This window comes from Kitasatospora sp. NE20-6, from assembly GCF_045862635.1.
The window spans coordinates 1-21212 of record NZ_BPRL01000031.1; the positions used below are offsets into that span (position 1 = coordinate 1).

Consider the following 21212-nt stretch of genomic DNA (forward strand, 5'->3'; position numbering starts at 1 on the left):
CGGGCGGGCCGGGCCGGGGGGGTGTGGGGGGGGGGGCGGGCGGGGGCGGGGGGGGGGCGGGGCCGGGGGGGGCGGGGGCCGCCCCACCGCCGTCCTGTGCGGCCGTCACCAGTAGTGGCTGCGGCCGCCCACCGCGTGTCCCACGGATCCGAGCACCCACAGGATGAGCCCCACGACCAGCAGCAACGCGCCGATGGTCCACAACATCGCGATCCCGGTGAGGAATCCGATGACAAGCAGAATGACTCCGAGGACGATCACGGGGTGCCTCCTTCGGCGACGTGGTCCGTCGTCCGGCGTCTGCCCGGTCCGGACGTTTCCAACCGCGGTGCCGGGTGCGACCCGCCGGGCCGCGGCCGGATGCGTGCGGGGCGTCCGGCCGCGACGGCCAGCGCGACGGCGAGCAGCCCGGCCGCGACGGCGAACGTCACCCGGGTGCCGGTCGCCACGGCGCCGGGCGCCGCCGTGTCGAGGCCGGCCGGTCCCGAGGCGAGCGCGAACACCGCGCCCATGGCGGACGCGCCGGTGACGAGCCCCAGGTTGCGGGACAGCGTGAGCAGGCCGGAGACGACACCCCGTCCGTCGGCGGGCGCGCCCGTCATGACGGCCGTGGTGTTGGCGGTCTGGAACACCGCGTACCCGGCGGTGACGACGGCGAGGGGGACGAGGTACCCGGTGATGCCGAAGGAGGTGGGCACCACGGTCAGCGCGAGGGATCCCGCGGTCATCGCGATCAGCCCGGCGGCGGTCGTGCGCCGCGTGCCGAAGCGGTCCGCCACCCGGCCTGCGGGCACCCCGGTCAGGGCGGCCACCAGCGGCCCGGCCGAGGAGGCGAGGCCGACCAGGGCCGCGTCCAGCCCGAGCGCGCGGGAGAGGTGGAACGGTCCGACGACCAGTGTCGCCATCATCACCGCCGAGACGAGCGCGCTCGGGACGAGGCACCTGAGCAGCACCGGATCGCGGAGCACCGCCGGCCGGACGAGCGGGGACGCGGCCCGCGTCTCCGTGCGGACGAAGAGGACCGCGCCGACCGCGGCGGCCAGGAGCAGGGCCGCGCCGAGCGGGCCGCCGCCGCTGCCCGTGGTCATGGCGAGCGCGTAGGCGCCGAGCGTCAGGGCGAGCAGCAGGGTGCCCGGGTGGTCGAAGCCCGGTGTGCGGCCCGCGGGCCGGCGCGGGTCGGCGGGCAGGTGGCGGTGGGCGAGGACGAGGGCCAGGAGGCCGAGCGGTGCGTTGACGAGGAAGACCGCCCGCCAGCCGGGGCCGGAGATCAGGACGCCGCCCAGCGACGGGCCGAGGGCGGTGCCGACCGCGGACACCGTGCCGAGCAGTCCCATCGCGCGGCCGGTCCGCGCGGCCGGCACCGCCTCGCCGACGAACGCCATGGTGAGGGCCGTCATGACGGCCGCGCCGAGGCCCTGCACCGCCCGGGCGGCGATCAGCAGCGGCAGGGTGGGGGCGAGGCCGCACAGCACCGAGGCGACGGTGAAGAGCAGGATCCCGGCGAGCAGCAGCCGTCGGCGGCCGGTGAGGTCGCCGAGCCGTCCGGCCCCGACGACCAGGGTGGTGACGGCCAGCAGGTAGGCGAGCACGACCCACTGGACCTCCGGGAAGGAGGCGCCGAAGGCCTCCGCCAGCGTCGGCAGGCCGACGTTGGCGATGCTGGTGCCGAGCGAGGGCAGCAGCACGGCGAGCGCGAGCGCGGCGAGCGCCCACCCCGGGGAGGGGGCCTGCTCGGGGCGGGCGGCGGGCACGGCGTTGCGTTCGGTGCGGAGGGGCTTCACCACGGGTTCCTCTCTCCGGTGCGGAGTCGTGCGGGCAGCGTGCTTCCCGGTGTGCGACTCCGGCAACATTCGTTGCCGTTTCCGGGACGGCACGGTGGAATGCCCGCATGGACGAACCACCGACCCATCAGGCGGTCCTCGACGAGGTCGCGCCGCGGCTCCGACGGCTGCGCGCCCGGAGCGGTCTCACCCTGGCCGCGCTCTCCGAGGCGACCGGCATCTCCAGGAGCACCCTCTCCCGGCTGGAGTCCGGTCTGCGCCGCCCGAGCCTGGAGTTGCTGCTGCCGCTCGCGGCCGCGTACCGGGTGCCCCTGGACGACCTGGTCGGTGCCCCGGAGACGGGTGATCCGCGGGTCCGGCTGAAGCCGCGTCCGCTGGCGAGCGGGGGCACGTTCGTGCCGCTGACCCGGAGTCCGGGCCCCATCCAGGCGTACAAGCTGGTCATCGCGGACCGGGGTGCCGAGCCGGACCTCCGGACGCACGAGGGGTACGAGTGGCTGTACGTGCTGGACGGCCGGCTGCGGCTCGTCCTCGCCGGGCACGATCTGGTGCTCGGGCCGGGCGAGGTCGCGGAGTTCGACACCCGGCTGCCGCACTGGTTCAGCAGTGCGGACGGGCGTCCCGTCGAGGTGCTCAGCCTCTTCGGGCGGCAGGGGGAGCGCATGCACGTCCGCGCGAAGCCGCGCGCCTGACACCGCCGGGCCGCCGGGCCGCCGGGCGCGCAGACCCGGCGGCGGCGCGGTCTGGACGACTGGCCCGGTGCGGTCGCAGACTGCCGGGATGGACCGGACCGAACCCCGCGGCGTGCGCCCGGCGCCCGTCCCGTGAGCGGCGGTACCGCCCGGCGGGGGACGGCGGTGGAACTGCACCGGCTGGCGGTGCCCGCGCCGCACCTCCTGCCGTTCGCCATCGGCTCGTTCGAGAGCATCGGGCCGGAGTCGCTCGCCGCCTACCCGCACCGGCACACGTTCTTCGAGATCGCGATCGTCACCGGGGGCCGGGGCCGCCACGTGCTCGACTTCGTGCCCGACCCGCTGGAGCCGCCCCGGCTCTGGGTGGTCAGCCCGGGCCAGGTGCACCACTGGCAGGACGCCCGGGACGTGACCGGCTGGGTGATCCTCTTCAACGAGGACTTCCTGCTCGGACACCCGGACGACGCCGAGGCGCTGCGCGTGGTCGCCGCCGGTCCGCAGCCGGGCCCCGGCCCGCGGCTCGCGGCCCGCATGACCGCCCTGGCCACAGAGATGCACGACGAGTACCGCTCGGGCGGCGAGGGCTACGTCGAGGTGCTCCGCGCCGCACTGCACATCCTGGTGGTCTGGGCCGTCCGGTTGTCGGCGCCGTCGCCCGTTCCGCAGCCCCCGTCCCCGGCAGGGCCTTCGGCCGGACGCGGGGCCGAACTGGCCGCGGGCTTCGCCCGGCTGGTCGCCCGCGCCGGCCCCGGGGACCGCTCGATCGGCCGGTACGCACGGGAGTTGGGCGTCTCGGCCGCCCACCTGCACGAGGTGGTCCGGCGGCAGGCCGGCCGCACCCCGGGGCAGCTGATCCGGGAGCAGCAGACGCTGGAGGCGAAACGCCTCATCGCCGCGACGAATCTGACGATCAGACAGATTGCGGCGGAGGTCGGCTTCGACGATCCGGCGTACTTCTCGCGGTTCTTCCGGCGGGAGACCGGGCTGTCGCCGGTCGCGTTCCGCCGCGAGGTCCGAGAAATGCACCCGGACTGCCGGATCGAGTCCATCGTCGCGCCCGACGGGCGGGCGTAGCTTCGTACCGGTTCCCCACCGGGGCCGCGGCCCCGAAGCCCCGCCCCCCGGGGCCCCCGGCTCCCCGGAGCCCGGCTCCCCGCCCCTGCTCATGTCATGGCAGTGTCACATATTGCGAAGGAGTGCGCCGTGCCCACCCCCCACCCTCCCCAGGCACCGCAAGGCCACGAACCGGCAGCAGCGGGTCACCGGCCGATCAGCCGCAAGAGCCTCCTGAAGGCCGCAGCCCTGGCGGGAGCCGTCCCGCTGATCACCGGCGGCGGCATCGCCCTGGCCCGCGACGCCGGCACCTCCGGCCTCCCGCTCGCCGCCACCCCTGAGTGCCAGGACGACGACGACCCCACCGTCCCGCAGATCGAGGGTCCGTACTTCAAGCCGAACTCGCCGCTGCGCACCTCGCTCGTGACCGCCGGGACGGTCGGCACCCCGCTCACCCTCACCGGCTTCGTCCTCGGCCGGGCCTGCCGGCCGATCACCGGCGTGCTGCTCGACTTCTGGCAGGCCGACGACGCGGGCAACTACGACAACACCGGCTTCACCTTCCGCGGCCACCAGTTCACCGACGCCAAGGGCGCGTTCACGCTCACCACGATCGTCCCCGGGCTCTACCCGGGCCGCACCCGGCACCTCCACGTCAAGGTGCAGGCCCCCGGGCGTCCCATCCTCACCACCCAGCTGTACTTCCCCGGCGAGCCGCGCAACAGCACCGACACCCTCTACGACCCCCGGCTGCTGATGGACGTCCGTCAGGTCGGCAACGGCCGACAGGCGGCCTTCGACGTCGTCCTCGACATCGCCCAGACCCCCACCCCCGACCCCACCGCCCCCACCCCCACCCCGACCGCGACCTCCACCCCGACCTCCACCCCGACCACGCAGCCCGGCGGCACCTGGGCCGCCGGCACCGCCTACCGCACCGGCGACCGGGTCACCTACAGCAGCCTCACCTACCGCTGCCTGCAGGGTCACACCGCCATCACCGGCTGGGAGCCGCCGTACGTTCCCGCGCTCTGGCAGCGCGTCTGACGGCACCGCCGCCACCCGCTCCGCACGTCCGCGCCCCGCACCCGGTCGGGAACGCCCGGTCCGGAACACCCGGTCGGGAACACCCGGACGGAGCAGCGCGGGCCGACGGGTGCGCCGGTCCGGCCCGGCGGCCGGAGCGCCCGGCTCCTGAGGACCCGTCCGCCCGTGCCGTACCCGGCCCGGCGCGCCGCGGAGACCGGCCGGGCCGGTCCGCGGAAGCCCTCCGCGGCGCCGTGCGGATGCCGGGGCCGGTCGGATGCGCGAGCCTGGTGCGGCGCGCAGCATGAGGTCATGCACGACACGGTGGACGACCACCCGGATCCGCTGCGGGGCGCGTACGGCGCCCGGCCGGGTCCGCCGTGCTGCACCTCCACCGGGCCCGGCGTCCCGGCGAGGTCCGGCCCGCCGCCCGGCGAGCCCCCGTCACCCGCCGACCCAGCCCGCAGCCAGGGCCGACCCGGGCTGCACCGGGACAGGAGATCAGAGCCATGAACCTCGCGGTGAACCTCGCGGCGGACTATCCGCTGCTGAACATCTTCTGGACCGTCTGCTGGATCTTCCTGTGGATCCTCTGGCTCGTCCTGCTCTTCCGGATCATCGTCGACCTCTTCCGCGACGACGACCTGAGCGGCTGGGCCAAGGCCGGCTGGGCCGTGTTCCTGGTCCTGCTGCCGTTCCTCGGCGTCTTCGTCTACCTCATCGCCCGCGGCCGGGGCATGGGCGAGCGCGAACTCCGCACGGCGCAGAAGAGCGACGAGCGGTTCCGCGCGTACGTCCGCGAGACCGCGGCGAGCTCCGGGCAGAGCTCCACGGCCGACCAGCTGGCGAAGCTGACCGAGCTCCGCACCGCCGGCCAGATCACGGACGAGGAGTTCGTCAAGGCCAAGGCCAAGATCCTGACCTGACCTGACCTCGCCGGGCCGGGAGCCGCGGGCTCCCGCCCTCCGCACCCCGCACCCCGGCCACCGGCGCCGGGGTGCGGGGTGTGTTCAGACGGGGTCCGTCCGGCGGCGGCGACGGTGCCGGACGGCCGCCAGGACCGCCCAGGCGGCGGTGACGACGGCGAGCGCGGCGAGGGCGAGGAGCCAGTTGCGGAGGTAGGGCAGCGGCAGCACCGAGGAGTTGCCGCCGTCGTCGCCCGCGCGGAGCACGGCGGGGAGGGCGACGGCGGTGACGGCGGCGGCGACGACGAGGCCGGTCCGCACGGGAGTGGTGCGGGCGAGGGTGGCGCCGAGCAGGCAGAGCAGCGGCACCCAGAGACCGTCGTGGAGGAGGACGCCGCCGACGGCCCACCGCAGGACGCCGAGCGGGTCGGTGACGTAGGCGTCGGTGAGGAGTCCGTACAGGCCGTAGCCGGTGAGGGCGAGGCCGGCCGCGCCGAGCAGCAGTCGCAGGGTGCGCATCAGAGGATCTCCATCCGGGTGACCCACTTGGTCTGGAGGACGCCCGGCCGGTCGGGGGCGATGATGCGGGCGGGGTAGCCGTGGTCCGGGTCCAGGACGTCGCCGTTGACGCGCAGGGCGAGCAGGGTGAGCGGGTCGCGGGCGTGGGCGGCGGGCATGTCCGTCACGCGGTACGGGCCTTCGGCCTCCAGCGAGGTGATGCGCAGCCGGGCGTCCCCGGGGGCGCCGGCGAGGTCGAGGAGGTCGCGGACGCGGACGCCGGCCCAGCGGGCGGAGGCGCTCCAGCCCTCGACGCAGGCGATCGGGAGGTCCGCCTCGTACTGGGGCATGGCGAGGAGCCGGCTCATCGTCAGCTCGTACGGCCTCGGCCCGTCGACCCGCAGTGTCCAGTCGGCGGGTGCGGTGGTGGTGCCGGCCTGGGCGGCGGTGCGGTTGACGGGCAGGCCCTGCGGGCCGATGTCGGGACGGCGGGGCGCGAAGAGGGTGAGGGCGCGCAGCCAGGGCACGGTCTGGCCGGCGGTGGTGAGGGTGACGACGGCGACCGAGGCCGTCACCCCGGCGAGGAAGGCCCGGCGCTGCGCGGGGGCGGGCCCGGTGCGTCGCCGGTGGGCGGCGACGAGCGGCGCCTTGGCGGCGAGGTGGAGGAGGAGCCCGCCGGTGGCGAGCCAGCCGAGCCAGAAGTGCGTCTGCCGGAACGGGAACGGCCACGGGTACCACTGCACGGTGTTGAGCAGGCCGGTGAAGAGTTCCAGCAGCATGGCGGCCACCAGCACGGCGATGCCGAGCCGTTCGAGGGCGTGCGCGACGCTGCGGACGGGCGGCCACTCGAAGAGCTTCGGGTAGACCGTCCAGAGTTTCGCGCCGAGCAGCGGGATCGCGGCGATGCCGCTGATCACGTGGAGGCCCTGGGTGACGCGGTAGCCCTGCACCGGGCGGCTCGGGAGGTGGTCGCGCAGCCAGGTCGGCGGTTCCTGGAGGAGGTGGCTGAGCAGGCCCGTCGCGAAGCACACCAGCAGGGCCGTGCCGAGCAGGCGGCCGACGACCACGGCGGTGCGCGGTCCGTGCAGTTCCGAGGTGAAGGTGCCTTCGCGCAGCGGCCCGCGGCGGAGCGCCCGCGGCGGGGTGGGCAGCGGGAGGTCGTACGGCGCTCGGCGCGGGGAGGGGGTGTCGTCGTCCACCTCCCCATCAGACCCCCCGGAAGGCGGCGCGGGGCGCTTCGACCTGCTTACGGAAGTCGTACGGGCGCCGGACCGCCTCTGCCGGACCGCGCCTGCCGGACCGCGGCGGGCCCGGCCTTACGGAAGTCGTACGCCGGGCCCGGTGGACGGCCCGGCGGCCCGGCCCGGTGGCAGGGTGACGGTGTGCGCCTCGCCGTCGTTCCCGCCCTGATCGCCCTCGTCGCGGCCCTCGCCCGCACCGTGACGGGCGGCGGCACCCTGGGCCACCCCCGCCCGCTGTACGGCTGGTACGCGGCCGATCTCGCGCTGTTCGCCCTCGCCGTCGCACTGCTGCGGCACGCGCCCCGGCGCCACCGGACGGCGCTGGTGCTGGCCGGCGCGGCCGCCGTCGCCGCCACCGGCCTGCTCGCCCCGCCGCGCACCAGCGACGACGCCTACCGCTACGTCTGGGACGGCCGGGTGCAGGCCGCGGGCGTCCCGCCGTACCGCTACGCACCGGACGACCCCGCCCTGGCCGGCCTCCGCGCCGCCTCGCCCGACCTCTTCCCGCCCGGCGGCCCGTGCACCGGCTGGGACGAACGCCGCACCGCCGCAGGCACCTGCACGCACATCAACAGGCCCGCCGTGCACACCGTCTACCCGCCGCTCGCGCAGGGCTGGTTCCGCGGGCTCGCCGCGGCCGGCGGCGGTGTCCGCGCCGCCCAGGCGGGCGGCGCCCTCCTCGCGGTGGCCACCACGGGCCTGCTGCTCCTGCGCCGCCGACCGGTGCACGCCGCCCTGTGGGGCTGGTTCCCCGGGGTCGCGCTCTGGGCGGTCGGCGACGCCCACGTCGACACCCTGGGCGCCCTGCTGATGACCGCGGCCCTGCTCCTCACCGCCCGCCGCCGCCCGGTGGCCGGCGGCGCGCTGCTCGGCGCAGCCGCCGCCGTCAAGCTCCTGCCCGGCCTCGCCCTGCCGGGCGCGATGTCCGGGGTGCTGGCCCGCCGCCCGGCCCCGCGCGACCTGCTGCTCCCGGCGGCCGCGGCCGGCGCCTTCCTGCTGGCCTACCTGCCGTACGTGCTCGCCTCCGGCACCGGGGTGCTCGGCTACCTTCCCGGCTACCTCCAGGAGGAGGGCTACGAGGGCGAACCGGCCCGGTTCGGCCTGGTGCGGCTGCTCCTCCCGGGGGCCGCGGCCCCGTACGGCGCGGCCGTGCTGCTGCTCGCCGTCGTGCTGCACGTGCTGCGCCGCGGCGATCCGGCCCGGCCGTGGGCCGGCGCCCTGCTGGTCACCGGCACCGCGCTGCTGCTGGCCACCCCGGGCTACCCCTGGTACGCGCTGCTGGTGGTGGCGCTGGTCGGGCTGGACGGCCGGTGGGAGTGGCTCGCCGTGCCCGCCGCGGGGCAGGCCGTCTACCTGCTCGGCGGCGACACCCAGCAGGCCTGCTACGGCGTGGCGGCGGCCGTGGTGCTGACCGGCGTCCTGCTCCGCCGCCTGCTCGGGCCCGGACGGGCGGTCGTGCCCCCCGCGTCCGGGGCGGAGCGGCGCCCCACCGGCCGTCCAGCCCGCCGGACGCGGGGGCGCCTGTCCAGGTGACCCGGGGCATGAGCCGTCCCGTTCCCGGGGATCCACCACGGTATGCCGGAGCGACAGGTCACGGAAGTCGAGGGCCGCCGCCTGGTCCTCTCCCACCTCGACAAGGTGCTCTGGCCGGTCACCGGCTGGACGAAGGGCCAGGCGCTCTACTACTACGCCCAGGTGGCGCCGTTCCTGCTGCCGCACGTCCGGCGCCGACCGGCGACACTGCTGCGCTTCCCCTCCGGCGTCGGCGAGGAGGGCTTCTTCGCCAGGAACCCGCCGCCCGGCCTGCCCGACTGGGTGCGCACCATGGTCGTCGACAGCCGCGAGGGCCCGCGGAACCGCGTCACCGTCGACGACCTCCCCACCCTCATGGCCCTCGCCAACGGCTACGCCCTCGAACTCCACGTGCCCCAGTGGAGCGCCGACACCGGGCGGGACGCCCACGACCGCCTCGTCATCGACCTCGACCCGGGCCCCGGCGCCGACATCACCCTCTGCTGCCGGGTCGCCCTCCTGATCCGCGAGCGGCTCGCCGCCGACGGCCTGTCCGCGCACCCCAAGACCTCCGGCAGCAAGGGCCTGCACCTGTACGTGCCGCTGCGCCCGGCCGACGCGGCCGCCGTCGTCGGCTACGCCCGCAGCCTCGCGGAGAGCCTCGCGGCCGCGCACCCGGCCCACGTGGTGCACCGGATGACCAGGAACCTGCGGCCCGGCAAGGTGTTCGTCGACTGGTCGCAGAACACCAGCGCCAAGACCACCGCCGCCCCCTACACCCTGCGGGCGACCGCGGTCCCCGGCGTCTCCACCCCGCTGACCTGGGCGGAGGTCGAGCAGTGCCGGTCGGCGTCCGCGCTCGCCTTCACGCCGGAGGACGTGCTCGCCCGCGTCGCCGAGCACGGCGACCTGCTCGCGCCGCTGCTCGGCGAGGCGGCGGAGCTGCCCCTGCCGGGCGGCTGACGGCCCGGCACCGCAGCCTCCGGCGGGCCCTGGTGTCAGGCCGCGCCGTCCTCCTCCGCGGGCCCGGCGATCAGTGCGGTGCCGATCCGCCGGAACCCCACCCGTCCGTACAGCCGGGCCTGGGCGTCGCCGCCCGCGGTCAGGAAGACGGTCTCCGCGCCGCGCGCCCGCGCGTCCGCCGCCAGCACCGCGGTCACGGCCCGGGCGAGGCCCCGGCGGCGGGCGGTCGGCAGGGTGCCGATGCCGACGAGCTCGGCGACCGCACCGACCGGCTGGTACTGTCCGGCGCACTCGGCGGTGCCGTCCGCCGCGAGGGCCGCGGCGGTGACCGTCAGCCCGGCCCGGGCCCGCGCCGCGGCCCGGTCCACCGAGCCGTCGGCGGCCATCCCGGCGGCCGCGGAGGCGAGTTCGGCCGGCCCCGCGGTGCCGACGCCGGTGCCGGGGTCGGCGAAGGCCAGGTACGGCACGGCCAGCGCACTCGCGAACGCCGGATCGTCCGGGCCGACCGGCCGCACGTCCGGGCCGGCGGGAGCGTCAGGGCCGTCCGGGCCGGCGGGAGCGTCAGGGCCGTCCGGGCCGGCGGGAGCGTCCGGGCCGTCCGGGTCGGCGGCCAGCACCATCAGCGGGTAGGCGTGCACGGTGAGCCCCGCCTCCTCGGCGGCGGCCCGCAGCGCGGGGGCCGTCTCCGCCACCCACTCGAAGCTCTCGGGGAGGCCGAGCGCGCGCTGCCGTTCGCGCACCCGCCGCACGTCCGCCGCCGTCACGGCGTCCGCCGCGGCGCAGCGGCCGAGGCCGGGCCGGGCGTAGTACGGCATGCCCTCGTCCTCGCGGACGAAGAGCGTGAGCGGGCCGAGGTCCTCGGCGCGGGCGGCGGACCGCGGCACGCCGTCGTAGAAGCGCTCGATCAGGTCGAGGGCGGCGGCGCGGTCGGCTGCGGTGCCGAACAGGGCGGTGTGGTCGGTCTCGTGTGAAAGGGGCACGGCGCATCGAAGCATCCGGGCCGACGGCCCGCCACCGGATTAACCGGGTCCGCGGCCGCCGGGTCACGGTGCCCACAGCCGGTGGGTCACGGCGTCCACAGCTGCCGGGCCTCGGCGACCGCCTGCCGGGTGACCTGCCACGTGCGGTGGCCGTTCCAGGGCCCCCACCAGTCCGGCGCGAGCGGGCGGCCGGGCCGGGAGGCCGGCTGGTCGGGGTGCAGACCGAGGCGGCGCAGGGCGTCGGCCCGGATCCGGAGGGTGTGCCATCCGCGCCACCGTCCGCCGAGGGCCGGGTCGGGGCCGCAGGCGAGGCCGCCGCGCAGGTCGCTCTCCTCGAAGGGCCACCAGTCGATACCGCGGTCGCGCAGTCAAACGGTGAGTGCGAACCCGGGCTGCGGCAGGCCGGCGGCGTTCTCGACGGTGATGATCCTCACCCATTCCTCGTCCATGTGCGCAGGATGCCATGCCGGGTGACGTCGCGTCGCCCGGTTTCCCGGGCGTTGCGGAGCACTTCCCTCCGACCGGTAGGGTCGGGGCCATGACACAGGGGTTCGATCTCGTCGAGGGTGTCGCGGCCGGTCTTGAGGACCGTGCCGAGGCCTGGTGGTTCGTGGAGGACTTCGCCCGGCACTGGGTCGCGCCGCTCACCGACACCGACGGCTGGAGCGAGGCCGATCTGGTGGCGGCCGAGCAGCGGCTCGGCCTCCGGCTGCCGGCGGCACTGCGCGAGGCGTACGGACTGTTCGGCCGGCGACGCGACCTGACGGCCAGTCACGACGTGCTGCTGTGCCCGGCCGACCTCCACGTCGACGACCTCGGCGTGGCCCTGGTGTTCCGGCACGAGAACCAGGGCGCCGCGGCCTGGGGCGTCCTCCTCACCGAGCTGCACCGGCCGGACCCGGCCGTCGTCGTCCGGATGGACGCGACCGGCGCGCCCTGGCAGGGCTGGCTCGACCGGCTCTCGGTGGCGTTCGTCGAGCTGGTGCTCTCCGAGTCGCTCCACGCCCCGGCCGACCGCAGCGACTTCCTCGACGCGCTCGACGAGAAGGCCCTGCGCCTCGTCGAGGAGCAGTACGTGCAACTGCCGTTCCCCGCCTACCCGACGTCCGCCGTCACCGGTGGCAGCCGCTGGTTCGCCGGCGCCGACGTCCTGTTGCGCGAGGACGACGGCGCGGTGCTGCTGGTCCGCACCCGCACCGTGCCGGCCCTGGACGAGCTGCGGGCCGCCGTCCCGGGGGACTGGCTGAACGCGTGAACCGGCCGGACGCGTGAACGGCGGGGACGTGAACGGAGGAGGCGTGAACGGCGGAGGCGTGAACGCCGGGGACGTGGGCCGCAGTGCCCGGGCGGCGGGCGCCGTCGTCGGCTCGGCGGTCGGCGACGCCCTCGGCGCCCCCTTCGAGTTCGGCCCCGCGGACGCCTTCTCGGCGCGCTTCCCGGCCCCCGGCGCGGGCGGCGAGATGTGCGGCGGCGGCGGATGGGATCCGGGCGAGGCCACCGACGACACGCAGATGGCGGTGCTCGTCGCCGACTCGCTGCTGGCGCACGGCGGGCTCGACCTGCCGGACCTCTTCGCCCGGTTCCGGCACTGGGCGGCCTCCGGGCCCAAGGACATCGGCCTGCAGACCGAGGACGTGCTCACCGGCGGCATGCCGTGGGACCTCGCGGCCGCCGTCCACTTCCAGGTCAACCTCCGTGCGGCGGGCAACGGTTCGCTGATGCGCGCCGCGACCTCGGCCGTCGCGTTCGCCCGTACGGGCCGGACGGGGACGATGGACGCCGCCCGCCGGATCGCCGCCCTCACGCACGGCGACCGTGCGGCGTGGGAGGGCACCGCGCTGTTCCACGACCTCGTCCGGGTCGCCCTGGACGGCGGCGACCCGCTCGCCGTCCTGCCCGAGGCACTGGCGGCCGTGCACCCCGACCACCGCATCCGGTACGCCGTCGTCCTCGCCGACGGCTGGCACCCGGAGGACGCCACCGAGTTCAACGGTGCCGTCTGGCCCTGCCTGGGCTCCGCGGTGTGGGCGCTGCGCACCACCACCGGTTTCGAGGAGGCGCTGCGGGCCGCGGTCGACCTCGGCGGCGACACCGACACCGTCGCCGCGGTCACCGGCGGCCTCGCCGGAGCCGTGTACGGCCTCGACGCGATCCCGGCCCGCTGGACGGAGCCGCTGCACGTGCCGATGCCCGGTTCCGGCGGCCGCGTGCTCCGGCTGCCCGACCTCCTCGACCTGGCCCGCCGCCTGGACGCCCCACCGGGCCCACCGGGCTGAACCGGCCCGCCGTCCGGCGACGGCCCGTCAGGGGCGCCGGAGCGCGAGGAACCGCCGCCCGTGGGACACCCACCGCTCGGCCTCGGCGAGTCCGGCGGCCGCCGCGCGGGCGGAGGCGGCGGCGGCCCCCAGGCGGGCCCAGGCGAACTGCGGCCCGGAGCGGCCGCCGGGACCCTCGACGCGGACGAGCAGCCGTTCGTCGACCTCGGCCGGCTCGACCTCGACGAGCAGGGTGCCGCCCGGCGCCAGGAGCTGCGCGGAGCGGCGGAGCAGGACGTCCGGGTCGCCGCCGATGCCGAGGTTGCCGTCGGCCAGCAGGGCGGTGCCCCAGCGGCCCTCGCCGGGCACCCGCTCGAACACGGACCGGCAGAGCGCCGCCCCGCCGAGCCCGGCCGTACGGGCCACCGCCGCGCGGGTCACGTCCACCCCGAGCGCGGGCACGCCGCGCGCCAGGAGCTCGGTGACCAGGCGGCCGGGGCCGCAGCCGATGTCGAGCACGGGCCGCCCGGCCCGTACGCACCGCTCCAGCAGGCCGTGGTCGGCGCCGTCGGCGGCCGCGCACCAGCGCTCCACGTCGAGCACGACGCGTCCGCCGTCCGAGCGGCGCAGCCAGAGCGGGCCGCGGCCGGTGCGCATGGCCTCGGCGAACGGGTCGTCGACCCAGGGCAGGGTGAGCGTCACCCCGTCGCCCCGGCCGGTGCGCGGAGCGACCGCAGGCGGGCGGCGAACCGCCCGTGCGGGGCGAGCGCGGCGACCGCGCAGGCGTCCGCGGCGGTGTCGACGTCGCGCAGCACGGGCAGCCGCGCGACGGCCAGACCGGCGGCGGCGAGCCGCAGCTCCAGCACGCTGCCGGTGTGCGGAGCCGACATCGGCACGCCGACCAGCAGGCGGCGGGCCAGCTCCGGGGTGGGCCGGGCCAGGCCCAGCGCCCAGAAGCCGCCGTCCGCCGCCGGGCCGTACCAGGCGTCGACGCCGGGCCGCCGGGCCGCGGCGAGGGGCTCGGCGAGGGTGCGGGCGGTGAGCTGGGGGGTGTCCATGCCCACCAGCACGGCCGGCGCCTGCGGCCCGGCGTGGGCGAACGCGGCGGCGAGGCGCTCGTCCAGCCCGCCCGCGGCCTGCGGCACTACCTCCCAGCCGGGCGGCAGCCACGGCCCGGGGGAGCCGTCCAGCACCAGCAGCCGCCGGCCGGCCGGCACGGCGGAGAGGGTGCACAGGGTGTCGACGAGCGCGTCGGCGGCGAGGGCGGCCGCCTGGTCGGGCGTGAACGGCGGGGTGAGCCGGGTCTTCACCCGGCCGGGCACCGGCTCCTTCGCGATCACGAGCAGGGTCGGCGGCGGCGCGGCGAGCACCGCCCGCATGTCGCGGACGGCCTGCCGGACGCCGCGGACGGTGCCGGTCACCTTCGACCGTCCGGCGCGCGGCCGGTAGTCGACCGGCACCTCGGCGATCCGCAGGCCCGCGGCGGCCCCGGCGAGCACCATCTCCAGCGGGTAGCCGGAGCGGCGGTCGCCCAGCCCGAGGGCGAGCAGCCGTTCGCGGCGGGCCGCCCGCATCGGGCCGAGGTCGTGGAGCGGCGCACCGGTGCGGGCCCGCAGACGGCGGGCCAGCTCGGCGTTGGCGAGCCGGGCGTGCAGCGGCCAGGCCCCGCGGGCGGTGGGCCGGCGCCGTCCGAGCACCAGGTCGGCGGTGCCGTCGGCCACCGGGTCGACCACGCGGTGCAGCTGGCGGGGGTCGAGCGAGGCGTCGCAGTCCATGAAGCAGACCGTGTCGGCGGTGGCGGCCAGCAGCCCGGCGTGGCAGGCCGCGCCGAAGCCCCGGCGCGGCTCGACGACGACCGTGGCGCCCAGCGAGCGGGCGAGCCCGGCGGAGCCGTCGGTGGAGCCGTTGTCCACGACGACGGCCCGCCAGCCGGCCGGCATGCGGCCCAGCACCCAGGGCAGCGCGGCGGCCTCGTCGAGACAGGGCAGCACCACGTCGACGGTGGCCGCCGGGCCGGCGGCGGCCGGGTCGGCGGCGGAGGGAGGAGTCACGTCACCGAACGTACCCGCGGCGGGGCGCCCGACCGTGCTGCCCGCACCTTACGGAAGTCGTACGGAGCAGCGGCGGCGGCTCCGCCGGGGCCTGCGGGTTTCCTATCCTCGGGGGTGTGAACACCACCCCACCGCCCGGCCGCATCCTGGTGGTCGACGACGACCCCACCGTGGCCGAGGTCGTCACCGGCTACCTCCGGCGGGCCGGTTACGACGTCGACCGCGCCGCCGACGGGCACCAGGCACTGGCCGCGGCCGCCCGCCGGCCCGACCTCGTCGTGCTCGACCTGATGCTGCCCGGCATCGACGGGCTGGAGGTGTGCCGCCGTCTGCGCGCCACCGAGCACGGCGCCGCCCTGCCCGTGGTGATGCTCACCGCGAAGGGCGACGAGGCCGACCGCATCCTCGGCCTGGAGCTCGGTGCGGACGACTACGTGACGAAGCCGTTCAGCCCGCGCGAGCTCGTGCTGCGCGTCCAGTCGGTGCTGCGCCGGGCCGGTGCGGCGGCGCCGGCGGCCGGGACGGTCGTCCGCGGCGACCTCACGCTCGACCCGCAGGCCCGCCGTGCGTACCGCGGCGGGCGTGAACTCACCCTCACCCTGCGCGAGTTCGACCTCCTGACGTTCTTCCTGCGGAATCCGGGCGCGGCGTTCGGGCGGGAGGAGCTGATGCAGCGGGTGTGGGGCTGGGAGTTCGGCGACCTCTCGACGGTGACCGTCCACGTGCGGCGGCTGCGGGAGAAGATCGAGGACGACCCGGCGGCGCCGCGCCTGATCAGCACGGTGTGGGGCGTCGGCTACCGCTTCGACCCGGCGGGGAGCTGAGTGCCGTGAACGACATGCTGCTGATCGCCCTCTTCGCCGCGCTGGGGGCCGGCGCCGCCGGTCTGGTGGGCTGGCCGGCGGTGCGCCTGCTGCGCCGCCGCTCGGTGGCGCTGTCGCTGCTGTGCGTGGCGGCCGTGACGGTGCTGGCGATGACCGCGGGCACGGTGTCCGTGGCGCAGGCGATGTTCCTCTCCGACCACGACCTCGGCGTGGTGATCACGGTGACCTGCATGGCGGCGGTGGTCTCGCTGGTGACCGCGGCGCTGCTGGGCCGGCAGGTGGTGGCGGGCAGCCGGGCGCTGGCGGCGGCGGCCCGCACGGTGGGCAGCGAGGCGGGTTTCGCCGCGCCCGCGCAGCCGCTCGGCAGCGAACTGGCCCAGCTGAGTGCCGAGCTGGCGGCGACGAGCGCGCGGCTGGCGGAGTCGCGGCAGCGCGAGCAGGCGCTGGAGCACTCCCGCCGGGAGCTGATCGCGTGGATCTCGCACGACCTGCGGACCCCGCTGGCGGGCCTGCGGGCGATGGCGGAGGCGCTGGAGGACGGCGTCGCGGAGGACCCGGCCCGCTACCTGGTGCGGATGCGCACCGAGGTCGACCGCCTGAACGGCATGGTGGACGACCTGTTCGAGCTGTCCCGCATCCAGGCCGGTGCGCTGTCGCTGTCGCCGTCCCGGGTGTCGGTGTACGACCTGGTGGGTGACGCCATCGCGGGCGCCTCGCCGCTGGCCCGTGAGCGCGGGGTGCGGCTGGAGGGCGGCCGGGTGGCGCCGGAGCCGGTGGAGGTGGACGGCCGGGAGATCACCCGGGTGCTGGCGAACCTGCTGGTCAACGCGATCCGCTGCACCCCGGCGGACGGCGTCGTCGCGGTCGCGGCACGACGGGAGGCGGACGAGGTGCTGGTGTCCGTGACGGACGGCTGCGGCGGCATCCCCGAGCCCGATCTGGGGCGGGTCTTCGAGACGGGCTGGCGCGGTGCGGCCGCGCGGACCCCGCGGGCGGCGGCCGGCTCGGGCCCGCACCACGGGGACACCGGGGCGGGCCTGGGTCTGGCGATCGTCCGGGGCATCGTGGAGGCGCACGCGGGGCGGGCGACGGTGCGCAACGTGACCGGCGGGTGCTGCTTCGAGATCGCGCTGCCCGCCACGGCGGCCGCCCGGGCGTAGCGTGCCGCCGGGTCGGCCGTACGGCCGCCGTGGCGGGCAGTGGGGGCGGTGAGGGGAGCGGTGGGGGAGCGGCGGGGCGGGCCGACGGTGCGGCGGCGGGTGGCGGTGACCGGTGGGGCCGGTGTTGGCGGTGTTCCGCCAACATATTTGTCACCGCCGTGACCGAATCCATTTACAGGTGTCCAGGGCCGCGCTACGTTCCGAATGGGAGCGCTCCCATCCTTCGTCCAGCGGCACCACCCCCCCACCCGTCGAAGGGACACCCGCCCCATGAAGAGGTTCCGTCACCGCTTACACCTGCTCAGCCTGCTCACCCTCCTCGCGGCACTGCCCGCGCTGGTGATGGTGTTCACCACCGGCCCGAAAGCGGCTGCCCACGGCGCTCCGATGACGCCCGGCAGCCGCACGTTCCTCTGCTGGCAGGACGGCCTCACCTCCACCGGTGAGATCAAGCCGCAGAACCCCGCCTGCGCGGCCGCCCAGGCCGTCAGCGGCACCACGCCGTTCTACAACTGGTTCTCCGTGCTCCGGTCCGACGGCGCGGGCCGCACCCGCGGCTTCGTCCCGGACGGCGAGCTGTGCAGCGGCGGCAACACCAACTTCACCGGCTTCAACCTGCCCCGCACCGACTGGCCGCTCACCCACCTCACCTCGGGCGCGACCTACGGCTTCACCTACAACTCCTGGGCGGCCCACCCCGGCACCTTCATCCAGTACGTCACCAAGGACGGCTTCGACGCCTCGAAGACGTTCACCTGGGACGCCCTGGAGAGCTCGCCGTTCTACTCGGTGACCGACCCGCCGAAGACCGGCTCGGTCGGCACCGTGGAGGGCAAGTACTCCTGGACGACCAAGCTGCCCGCCGGCAAGTCCGGGCGCCACATCATCTACACCGTGTGGCAGCGCTCGGACAGCACGGAGACCTTCTACAGCTGCTCCGACGTGACGTTCGACGGCGGCAACGGCGAGGTCACCGGTGTCGGCGGGACGGGCACCCCGACCTCACCCGCCCCGAGCTCCCCGGCACCCAGCTCCCCGGCACCCAGCTCCCCGGCACCCAGTTCGCCGGCCCCGAGCTCGCCCGCCCCGAGCTCCCCGGCCCCGGGTTCGCCGTCGCCGACGGTTCCGGCCACCGATCCCTCCTGCTCCGCCGTCTACCGGACGGTCGGCAGCTGGAACGGCGGCTACCAGGGCGAGGTGACGGTGAAGAACACCGGCAGCCACCCGATCCTCGGCTGGATGGCGCACTTCACCCTGCCGAGCGGCCAGACCCTCGCACAGGTCTGGAACGGCGTCTCCACCGGCACCGGGGCCGAGACGACGATCGACAACGCGTCCTGGAACGGCTCGCTCGCCGCCGGTGGCACCACCACCTTCGGCTTCCTCGTGAACGGCGGGGCGCCGAGCGCGTCGGTGACGTACAGCTGCATGGTCATGTGACCCGGGCCCTGCCCGGATGACCCGGCCGGCCCGCCGTCCCCCCACGGGCGGCGGGCCGGTCGCCGTACCGCCCGCACCACGCGGCCCGCAGGGTGCGGTCGGCAGGGTGCGCCGGTCGGCTGCCGCCGGTCAGCCGCCGCCGCGCAGCGGGGCCGCCGCGAACTCCCGCATGCCCGCGGCGAACCCGACCCGGGCCCGGACCCCGAGCTCGGCGCGCAGCCGCCCGGAGTCCGCCGTGACGTGCCGGACGTCCCCCAGCCGGTACGCGCCCGTCACCACCGGGGCGGGGCCGCCGTACGCGTCGGCCAGGGCGTGCGCCATCGCGCCGACCGTCCGCACCTCGCCGCTGCCGACGTTGTAGACCCGGGCGCTGCCCGGCGCGGCCGACCCGACGGCGTCGAGGGCCGCCGCGTTGGCCTCGGCGACATCGGTGACGTGCACGAAGTCCCGCCGCTGGCCGCCGTCCTCGTACACCTGCGGCGCCTCGCCGCGGGCCAGTGCCGAGCGGAAGACCGAGGCGACCCCCGCGTACGGCGTGTCGCGCGGCATGCCGGGCCCGTACACGTTGTGGTAGCGCAGCGTCAGCACCCGCCCGCCGCAGGCGCGGGCCCAGGCGGCGGCGAGGTGCTCCTGGGCGAGCTTGCTCGCCGCGTACACGTTGCGCGGGTCGGGCCGGGCGTCCTCGCCGACCGGAGCCGCCGTCAGGGGGGCGCCGCAGCGCGGGCAGGGCGGGTCGAAGCGCCCGGCGTCGAGGTCGGCGACCTGCCGCGGCCCGGGGGCCACCTCGCCGTGCACCGCGCAGGCGTACCGGCCCTCGCCGTAGACGACCATCGACCCGGCGAGCACCAGGTCGCGGAGCCCGGCGCGCGCCATCGCGGCGAGCAGGACGGCGGTGCCCAGGTCGTTGCACCCCACGTAGGCGGGCGCGTCGTCGAGATCGAGCCCCAGGCCCACCATCGCGGCCTGGTGGCAGACCGCGTCGACGCCGTGCAGCGCCCGCTCCACGGCGTCGCGGTCCCGGACGTCGGCGCGGACGAACTCCACGCCGTCCGGCAGTTCCGGCGGGCACCCGTCCGGGTGCACGGCGGGCAGCAGCGCGTCCAGCACCCGCACCCGGTGGCCCGCCGACGCCAGCCGGCGCGCCACGGCCGACCCGATGAACCCGGCACCCCCGGTGAGAAGAAGCTCCATGCCGCCGACGCTAGTCCGCCCGCGGGCCCTCCGGGCCGCGGTGTGGCGCGCCGTCAGCGTCCCGTAAGACCCGGGGTCCGGGTGCGGGGCCGTGCAGGGGTCCGCGCGGGGTGCCGCACTAGGCTGGGCGGCATGAGAGCACTGCACACGCTCGACCGCCGTCTGTTCGCCCGGGTCGCCGAGAGCCGGCTGCGCGGTGCGCACCCGGTGCTGCCGCGGCTGAGCACCGCGGCGAACCACGGCGTGCTGTGGCTCGGTACGGCGGCCGTGCTCGCGGCCTCCGGCAGCCGGACGGCCCGCCGGGCGGCGCTGCGCGGGGTCGGGTCGCTCGCGCTGGCGTCGCTGGTGGCGAACCTCCCCGCGAAGTCCGCCACGCGCCGCCCGCGGCCGCTGCTCGACGCCGTGCCGCTGGCCCGCCGCCTGCGGGTGCAGCCGCTGACCAGCTCCTTCCCGTCCGGCCACTCGGCGTCGGCGGCGGCGTTCACCGTCGGCGTGGCCCTGGAGTCGCCGGCGCTCGCGCTGTGCGTGGCCCCGGTCGCGCTGGGCGTGATGGCCTCCCGCGTGTACGTCGGCGTGCACTACCCGGGCGACGTCCTCGCGGGGGCGGCGTTCGGTGCCGGTGCGGCCCTGCTCACCACCCGCTGGTGGCCCCGCGCGGCGGAGGCGCCCGCGCAGGCGGCCCCGCCGAAGGTGCACGCGCCCGCACTGCCGCGCGGCGCGGGGCTCGTCGTCGTCGTCAACGCGGACTCCGGCCCGGACGGTCCCGACGCGGCCGTCACCGAGCTGCGCCGCCTGCTGCCGGAGGCCGACCTCGTGCTGCGCGGGCCGGGCGACGACCTGCCCGCCCTCGTCGAGGAGGCCGCCCGCCGGGCCGCGGCGGACGGCGGCGCGCTCGGTGTCTGCGGCGGCGACGGCTCCGTCAACCTCGCCGCGGACGCCGCCCGGCGGGCCGGGCTGCCGCTCGCGGTCTTCCCCGGCGGCACGCTCAACCACTTCGCCCTCGACCTGGGCGCGGCGAGCCTCGCCGACACCGCGAACGCCGTCGAGGACGGCAGCGCCGTCTCCGTCGACGTCGGCCGCGCACAGGGCTCCGACGGCACCGACCTGCACTTCCTCAACACCTTCAGCATCGGTGTCTACCCGGACCTCGTGCGGATCCGCGAACGGCACGAGAAGCGGATCGGCAAGTGGCCGGCCCTGGGCGTCGCCCTGGTGGAGGTGCTCTCCCGGGCGGAGCCCGTCCGGGTCTCGGTCTCCGGGGTGCCGCGCAGCCTGTGGCTGCTCTTCGCCGGCAGCGGCGCGTACGACCCGCCGGGCTTCGCACCGACCCGGCGCGCCCGGCTCGACGACGGCATCCTCGACGTGCGGATCGTCGACGGCAGCCACCCCTTCGCCCGCACCCGGCTGGTGGCGGCCTTCCTCACCGGCACCCTCGGCCGCTCCCCGGTCTACAAGGAGGCCCGGCTGCGCGCCCTCGACGTCTCCGACCTGCGCGGCGTCCCGCACGCGGCGGTCGACGGCGAGGTCGTCGACGCGCCCGACCGCCTGCTGCTCGGCAAGCGGCCGGGCGGGCTCACCGTCTACCGGCCGCACCCGGGCGGCGCAGGCGGCGCATGACCGGCCGGCGGCGGCACCCCGCC

General features: G+C 76.9%; 20 protein-coding genes and 1 pseudogene. 12 read left to right on the plus strand and 9 right to left on the minus strand.

Translation table 11 applies throughout. The features are described from left to right. Positions 1-105 precede the first annotated feature (105 nt). Positions 106-261: a DUF6131 family protein gene (locus tag SNE206_RS21700; RefSeq protein ID WP_407915128.1), complete on the minus strand. Its 156-nt coding sequence runs from the start codon at positions 259-261 to the stop codon at positions 106-108. Beyond that, the gene (locus tag SNE206_RS21705) at positions 258-1784 is read right to left on the minus strand and encodes an MFS transporter (RefSeq protein WP_407915129.1); all 1527 of its coding nucleotides are present in this window, start codon (positions 1782-1784) and stop codon (positions 258-260) included. The genes SNE206_RS21700 and SNE206_RS21705 overlap by 4 nt, the downstream gene beginning before the upstream one ends. Before the next feature lie 104 nt (positions 1785-1888). Between SNE206_RS21705 and SNE206_RS21710 the strand changes: the two genes are divergently transcribed. The 4 genes from SNE206_RS21710 (at position 1889) to SNE206_RS21725 (ending at position 5478) form a co-directional block, all read left to right on the plus strand. Next, complete coding sequence (locus tag SNE206_RS21710) at positions 1889-2473, plus strand: helix-turn-helix domain-containing protein (protein ID WP_407915130.1); 585 nt, start codon at positions 1889-1891, stop codon at positions 2471-2473. A gap of 165 nt (positions 2474-2638) precedes the next feature. Then, positions 2639-3547 carry a helix-turn-helix domain-containing protein gene (locus SNE206_RS21715; protein WP_407915131.1) on the plus strand — a complete coding sequence of 303 codons (909 nt, stop codon included), beginning with the start codon at positions 2639-2641 and terminating at the stop codon, positions 3545-3547. Positions 3548-3643: 96 nt separating this feature from the next. Then, positions 3644-4573 carry a carbohydrate-binding protein gene (locus tag SNE206_RS21720; protein ID WP_407915132.1) on the plus strand — a complete coding sequence of 310 codons (930 nt, stop codon included), beginning with the start codon at positions 3644-3646 and terminating at the stop codon, positions 4571-4573. A gap of 488 nt (positions 4574-5061) precedes the next feature. Further along, positions 5062-5478, plus strand: a complete 417-nt coding sequence (locus SNE206_RS21725; RefSeq protein ID WP_407915133.1) for an SHOCT domain-containing protein — start codon at positions 5062-5064, stop codon at positions 5476-5478. A gap of 84 nt (positions 5479-5562) precedes the next feature. Here SNE206_RS21725 and SNE206_RS21730 read toward each other — a convergent pair whose 3' ends face one another. Next, positions 5563-5976: a hypothetical protein gene (locus tag SNE206_RS21730; RefSeq protein WP_407915134.1), complete on the minus strand. Its 414-nt coding sequence runs from the start codon at positions 5974-5976 to the stop codon at positions 5563-5565. Then, positions 5976-7070 (minus strand): molybdopterin-dependent oxidoreductase, encoded by a 1095-nt coding sequence (locus SNE206_RS21735; protein WP_407915162.1) that lies wholly within the window; start codon positions 7068-7070, stop codon positions 5976-5978. The genes SNE206_RS21730 and SNE206_RS21735 overlap by 1 nt, the downstream gene beginning before the upstream one ends. 267 nt (positions 7071-7337) lie before the next feature. On the opposite strand from SNE206_RS21735, the gene SNE206_RS21740 reads away from it, so the two are divergent. Next, complete coding sequence (locus SNE206_RS21740) at positions 7338-8729, plus strand: hypothetical protein (protein ID WP_407915135.1); 1392 nt, start codon at positions 7338-7340, stop codon at positions 8727-8729. Between the two features lie 42 nt (positions 8730-8771). Beyond that, positions 8772-9671 (plus strand): non-homologous end-joining DNA ligase, encoded by a 900-nt coding sequence (ligD, locus tag SNE206_RS21745; protein WP_407915136.1) that lies wholly within the window; start codon positions 8772-8774, stop codon positions 9669-9671. A gap of 35 nt (positions 9672-9706) precedes the next feature. Here ligD and SNE206_RS21750 read toward each other — a convergent pair whose 3' ends face one another. After that, a complete protein-coding gene (locus tag SNE206_RS21750) occupies positions 9707-10651 on the minus strand; it encodes a GNAT family N-acetyltransferase (RefSeq protein WP_407915137.1) in 945 nt (314 codons plus the stop codon). A gap of 538 nt (positions 10652-11189) precedes the next feature. Here SNE206_RS21750 and SNE206_RS21755 point away from each other — a divergent pair. Together SNE206_RS21755 and SNE206_RS21760 are read left to right on the plus strand one after the other, a co-directional pair. After that, positions 11190-11906 (plus strand): SMI1/KNR4 family protein, encoded by a 717-nt coding sequence (locus SNE206_RS21755; protein ID WP_407915138.1) that lies wholly within the window; start codon positions 11190-11192, stop codon positions 11904-11906. A 43-nt stretch (positions 11907-11949) separates the two neighbouring features. Beyond that, positions 11950-12927, plus strand: coding sequence for an ADP-ribosylglycohydrolase family protein (locus tag SNE206_RS21760; protein WP_407915139.1), 978 nt, complete (start codon positions 11950-11952; stop codon positions 12925-12927). 27 nt (positions 12928-12954) lie between these two features. On the opposite strand, the gene SNE206_RS21765 is transcribed toward SNE206_RS21760, so the two are convergent. The 3 genes and pseudogenes from SNE206_RS21765 to SNE206_RS21775 all read right to left on the minus strand — a co-directional run. Then, the gene (locus SNE206_RS21765; RefSeq protein ID WP_407915140.1) at positions 12955-13608 is read right to left on the minus strand and encodes a class I SAM-dependent methyltransferase; all 654 of its coding nucleotides are present in this window, start codon (positions 13606-13608) and stop codon (positions 12955-12957) included. Further along, positions 13605-14285 carry a DUF2064 domain-containing protein gene (locus SNE206_RS21770; protein ID WP_407915163.1) on the minus strand — a complete coding sequence of 227 codons (681 nt, stop codon included), beginning with the start codon at positions 14283-14285 and terminating at the stop codon, positions 13605-13607. The genes SNE206_RS21765 and SNE206_RS21770 overlap by 4 nt, the downstream gene beginning before the upstream one ends. Beyond that, positions 14259-14846 (minus strand): annotated as a pseudogene (locus tag SNE206_RS21775) (glycosyltransferase family 2 protein); the annotation flags it as partial. The pseudogene SNE206_RS21775 and the gene SNE206_RS21770, both read right to left, overlap by 27 nt. A 227-nt stretch (positions 14847-15073) precedes the next feature. Between SNE206_RS21775 and SNE206_RS21780 the strand changes: the two are divergent. The 3 genes from SNE206_RS21780 to SNE206_RS21790 all read left to right on the plus strand — a co-directional run bounded on the left by SNE206_RS21780 (position 15074) and on the right by SNE206_RS21790 (position 18381). Further along, complete coding sequence (locus tag SNE206_RS21780; protein ID WP_407915141.1) at positions 15074-15781, plus strand: response regulator transcription factor; 708 nt, start codon at positions 15074-15076, stop codon at positions 15779-15781. A gap of 5 nt (positions 15782-15786) precedes the next feature. Beyond that, positions 15787-16941 (plus strand): sensor histidine kinase, encoded by a 1155-nt coding sequence (locus tag SNE206_RS21785; protein ID WP_407915142.1) that lies wholly within the window; start codon positions 15787-15789, stop codon positions 16939-16941. A 270-nt stretch (positions 16942-17211) separates the two neighbouring features. Further along, on the plus strand, positions 17212-18381 hold the full coding sequence (locus SNE206_RS21790) for a lytic polysaccharide monooxygenase (RefSeq protein WP_407915143.1): 1170 nt from the start codon (positions 17212-17214) through the stop codon (positions 18379-18381). Between the two features lie 129 nt (positions 18382-18510). Here the strand turns inward: SNE206_RS21790 and SNE206_RS21795 are convergent, their stop codons facing one another. After that, positions 18511-19572, minus strand: a complete 1062-nt coding sequence (locus SNE206_RS21795) for an NAD-dependent epimerase/dehydratase family protein (RefSeq protein ID WP_407915144.1) — start codon at positions 19570-19572, stop codon at positions 18511-18513. 132 nt (positions 19573-19704) lie between these two features. Here SNE206_RS21795 and SNE206_RS21800 point away from each other — a divergent pair, with 132 nt between their 5' ends. Continuing rightward, positions 19705-21189: a bifunctional phosphatase PAP2/diacylglycerol kinase family protein gene (locus SNE206_RS21800; protein ID WP_407915145.1), complete on the plus strand. Its 1485-nt coding sequence runs from the start codon at positions 19705-19707 to the stop codon at positions 21187-21189. Positions 21190-21212: the final 23 nt, after the last annotated feature.

Bases quoted from the DNA above. Each gene is read 5' to 3' on its own strand.
- SNE206_RS21710 (WP_407915130.1), top strand. From the start codon at position 1,889: ATGGACGAACCACCGACCCATCAGGCGGTCCTCGACGAGGTCGCGCCG.
- SNE206_RS21720 (WP_407915132.1), top strand. From the start codon at position 3,644: ATGGCAGTGTCACATATTGCGAAGGAGTGCGCCGTGCCCACCCCCCAC.
- SNE206_RS21725 (WP_407915133.1), top strand. From the start codon at position 5,062: ATGAACCTCGCGGTGAACCTCGCGGCGGACTATCCGCTGCTGAACATC.
- SNE206_RS21730 (WP_407915134.1), bottom strand. From the start codon at position 5,976: ATGCGCACCCTGCGACTGCTGCTCGGCGCGGCCGGCCTCGCCCTCACC.
- ligD (WP_407915136.1), top strand. From the start codon at position 8,772: ATGCCGGAGCGACAGGTCACGGAAGTCGAGGGCCGCCGCCTGGTCCTC.
- SNE206_RS21755 (WP_407915138.1), top strand. From the start codon at position 11,190: ATGACACAGGGGTTCGATCTCGTCGAGGGTGTCGCGGCCGGTCTTGAG.
- SNE206_RS21770 (WP_407915163.1), bottom strand. From the start codon at position 14,285: ATGCGGGCGGTGCTCGCCGCGCCGCCGCCGACCCTGCTCGTGATCGCG.
- SNE206_RS21790 (WP_407915143.1), top strand. From the start codon at position 17,212: ATGAAGAGGTTCCGTCACCGCTTACACCTGCTCAGCCTGCTCACCCTC.
- SNE206_RS21795 (WP_407915144.1), bottom strand. From the start codon at position 19,572: ATGGAGCTTCTTCTCACCGGGGGTGCCGGGTTCATCGGGTCGGCCGTG.
- SNE206_RS21800 (WP_407915145.1), top strand. From the start codon at position 19,705: ATGAGAGCACTGCACACGCTCGACCGCCGTCTGTTCGCCCGGGTCGCC.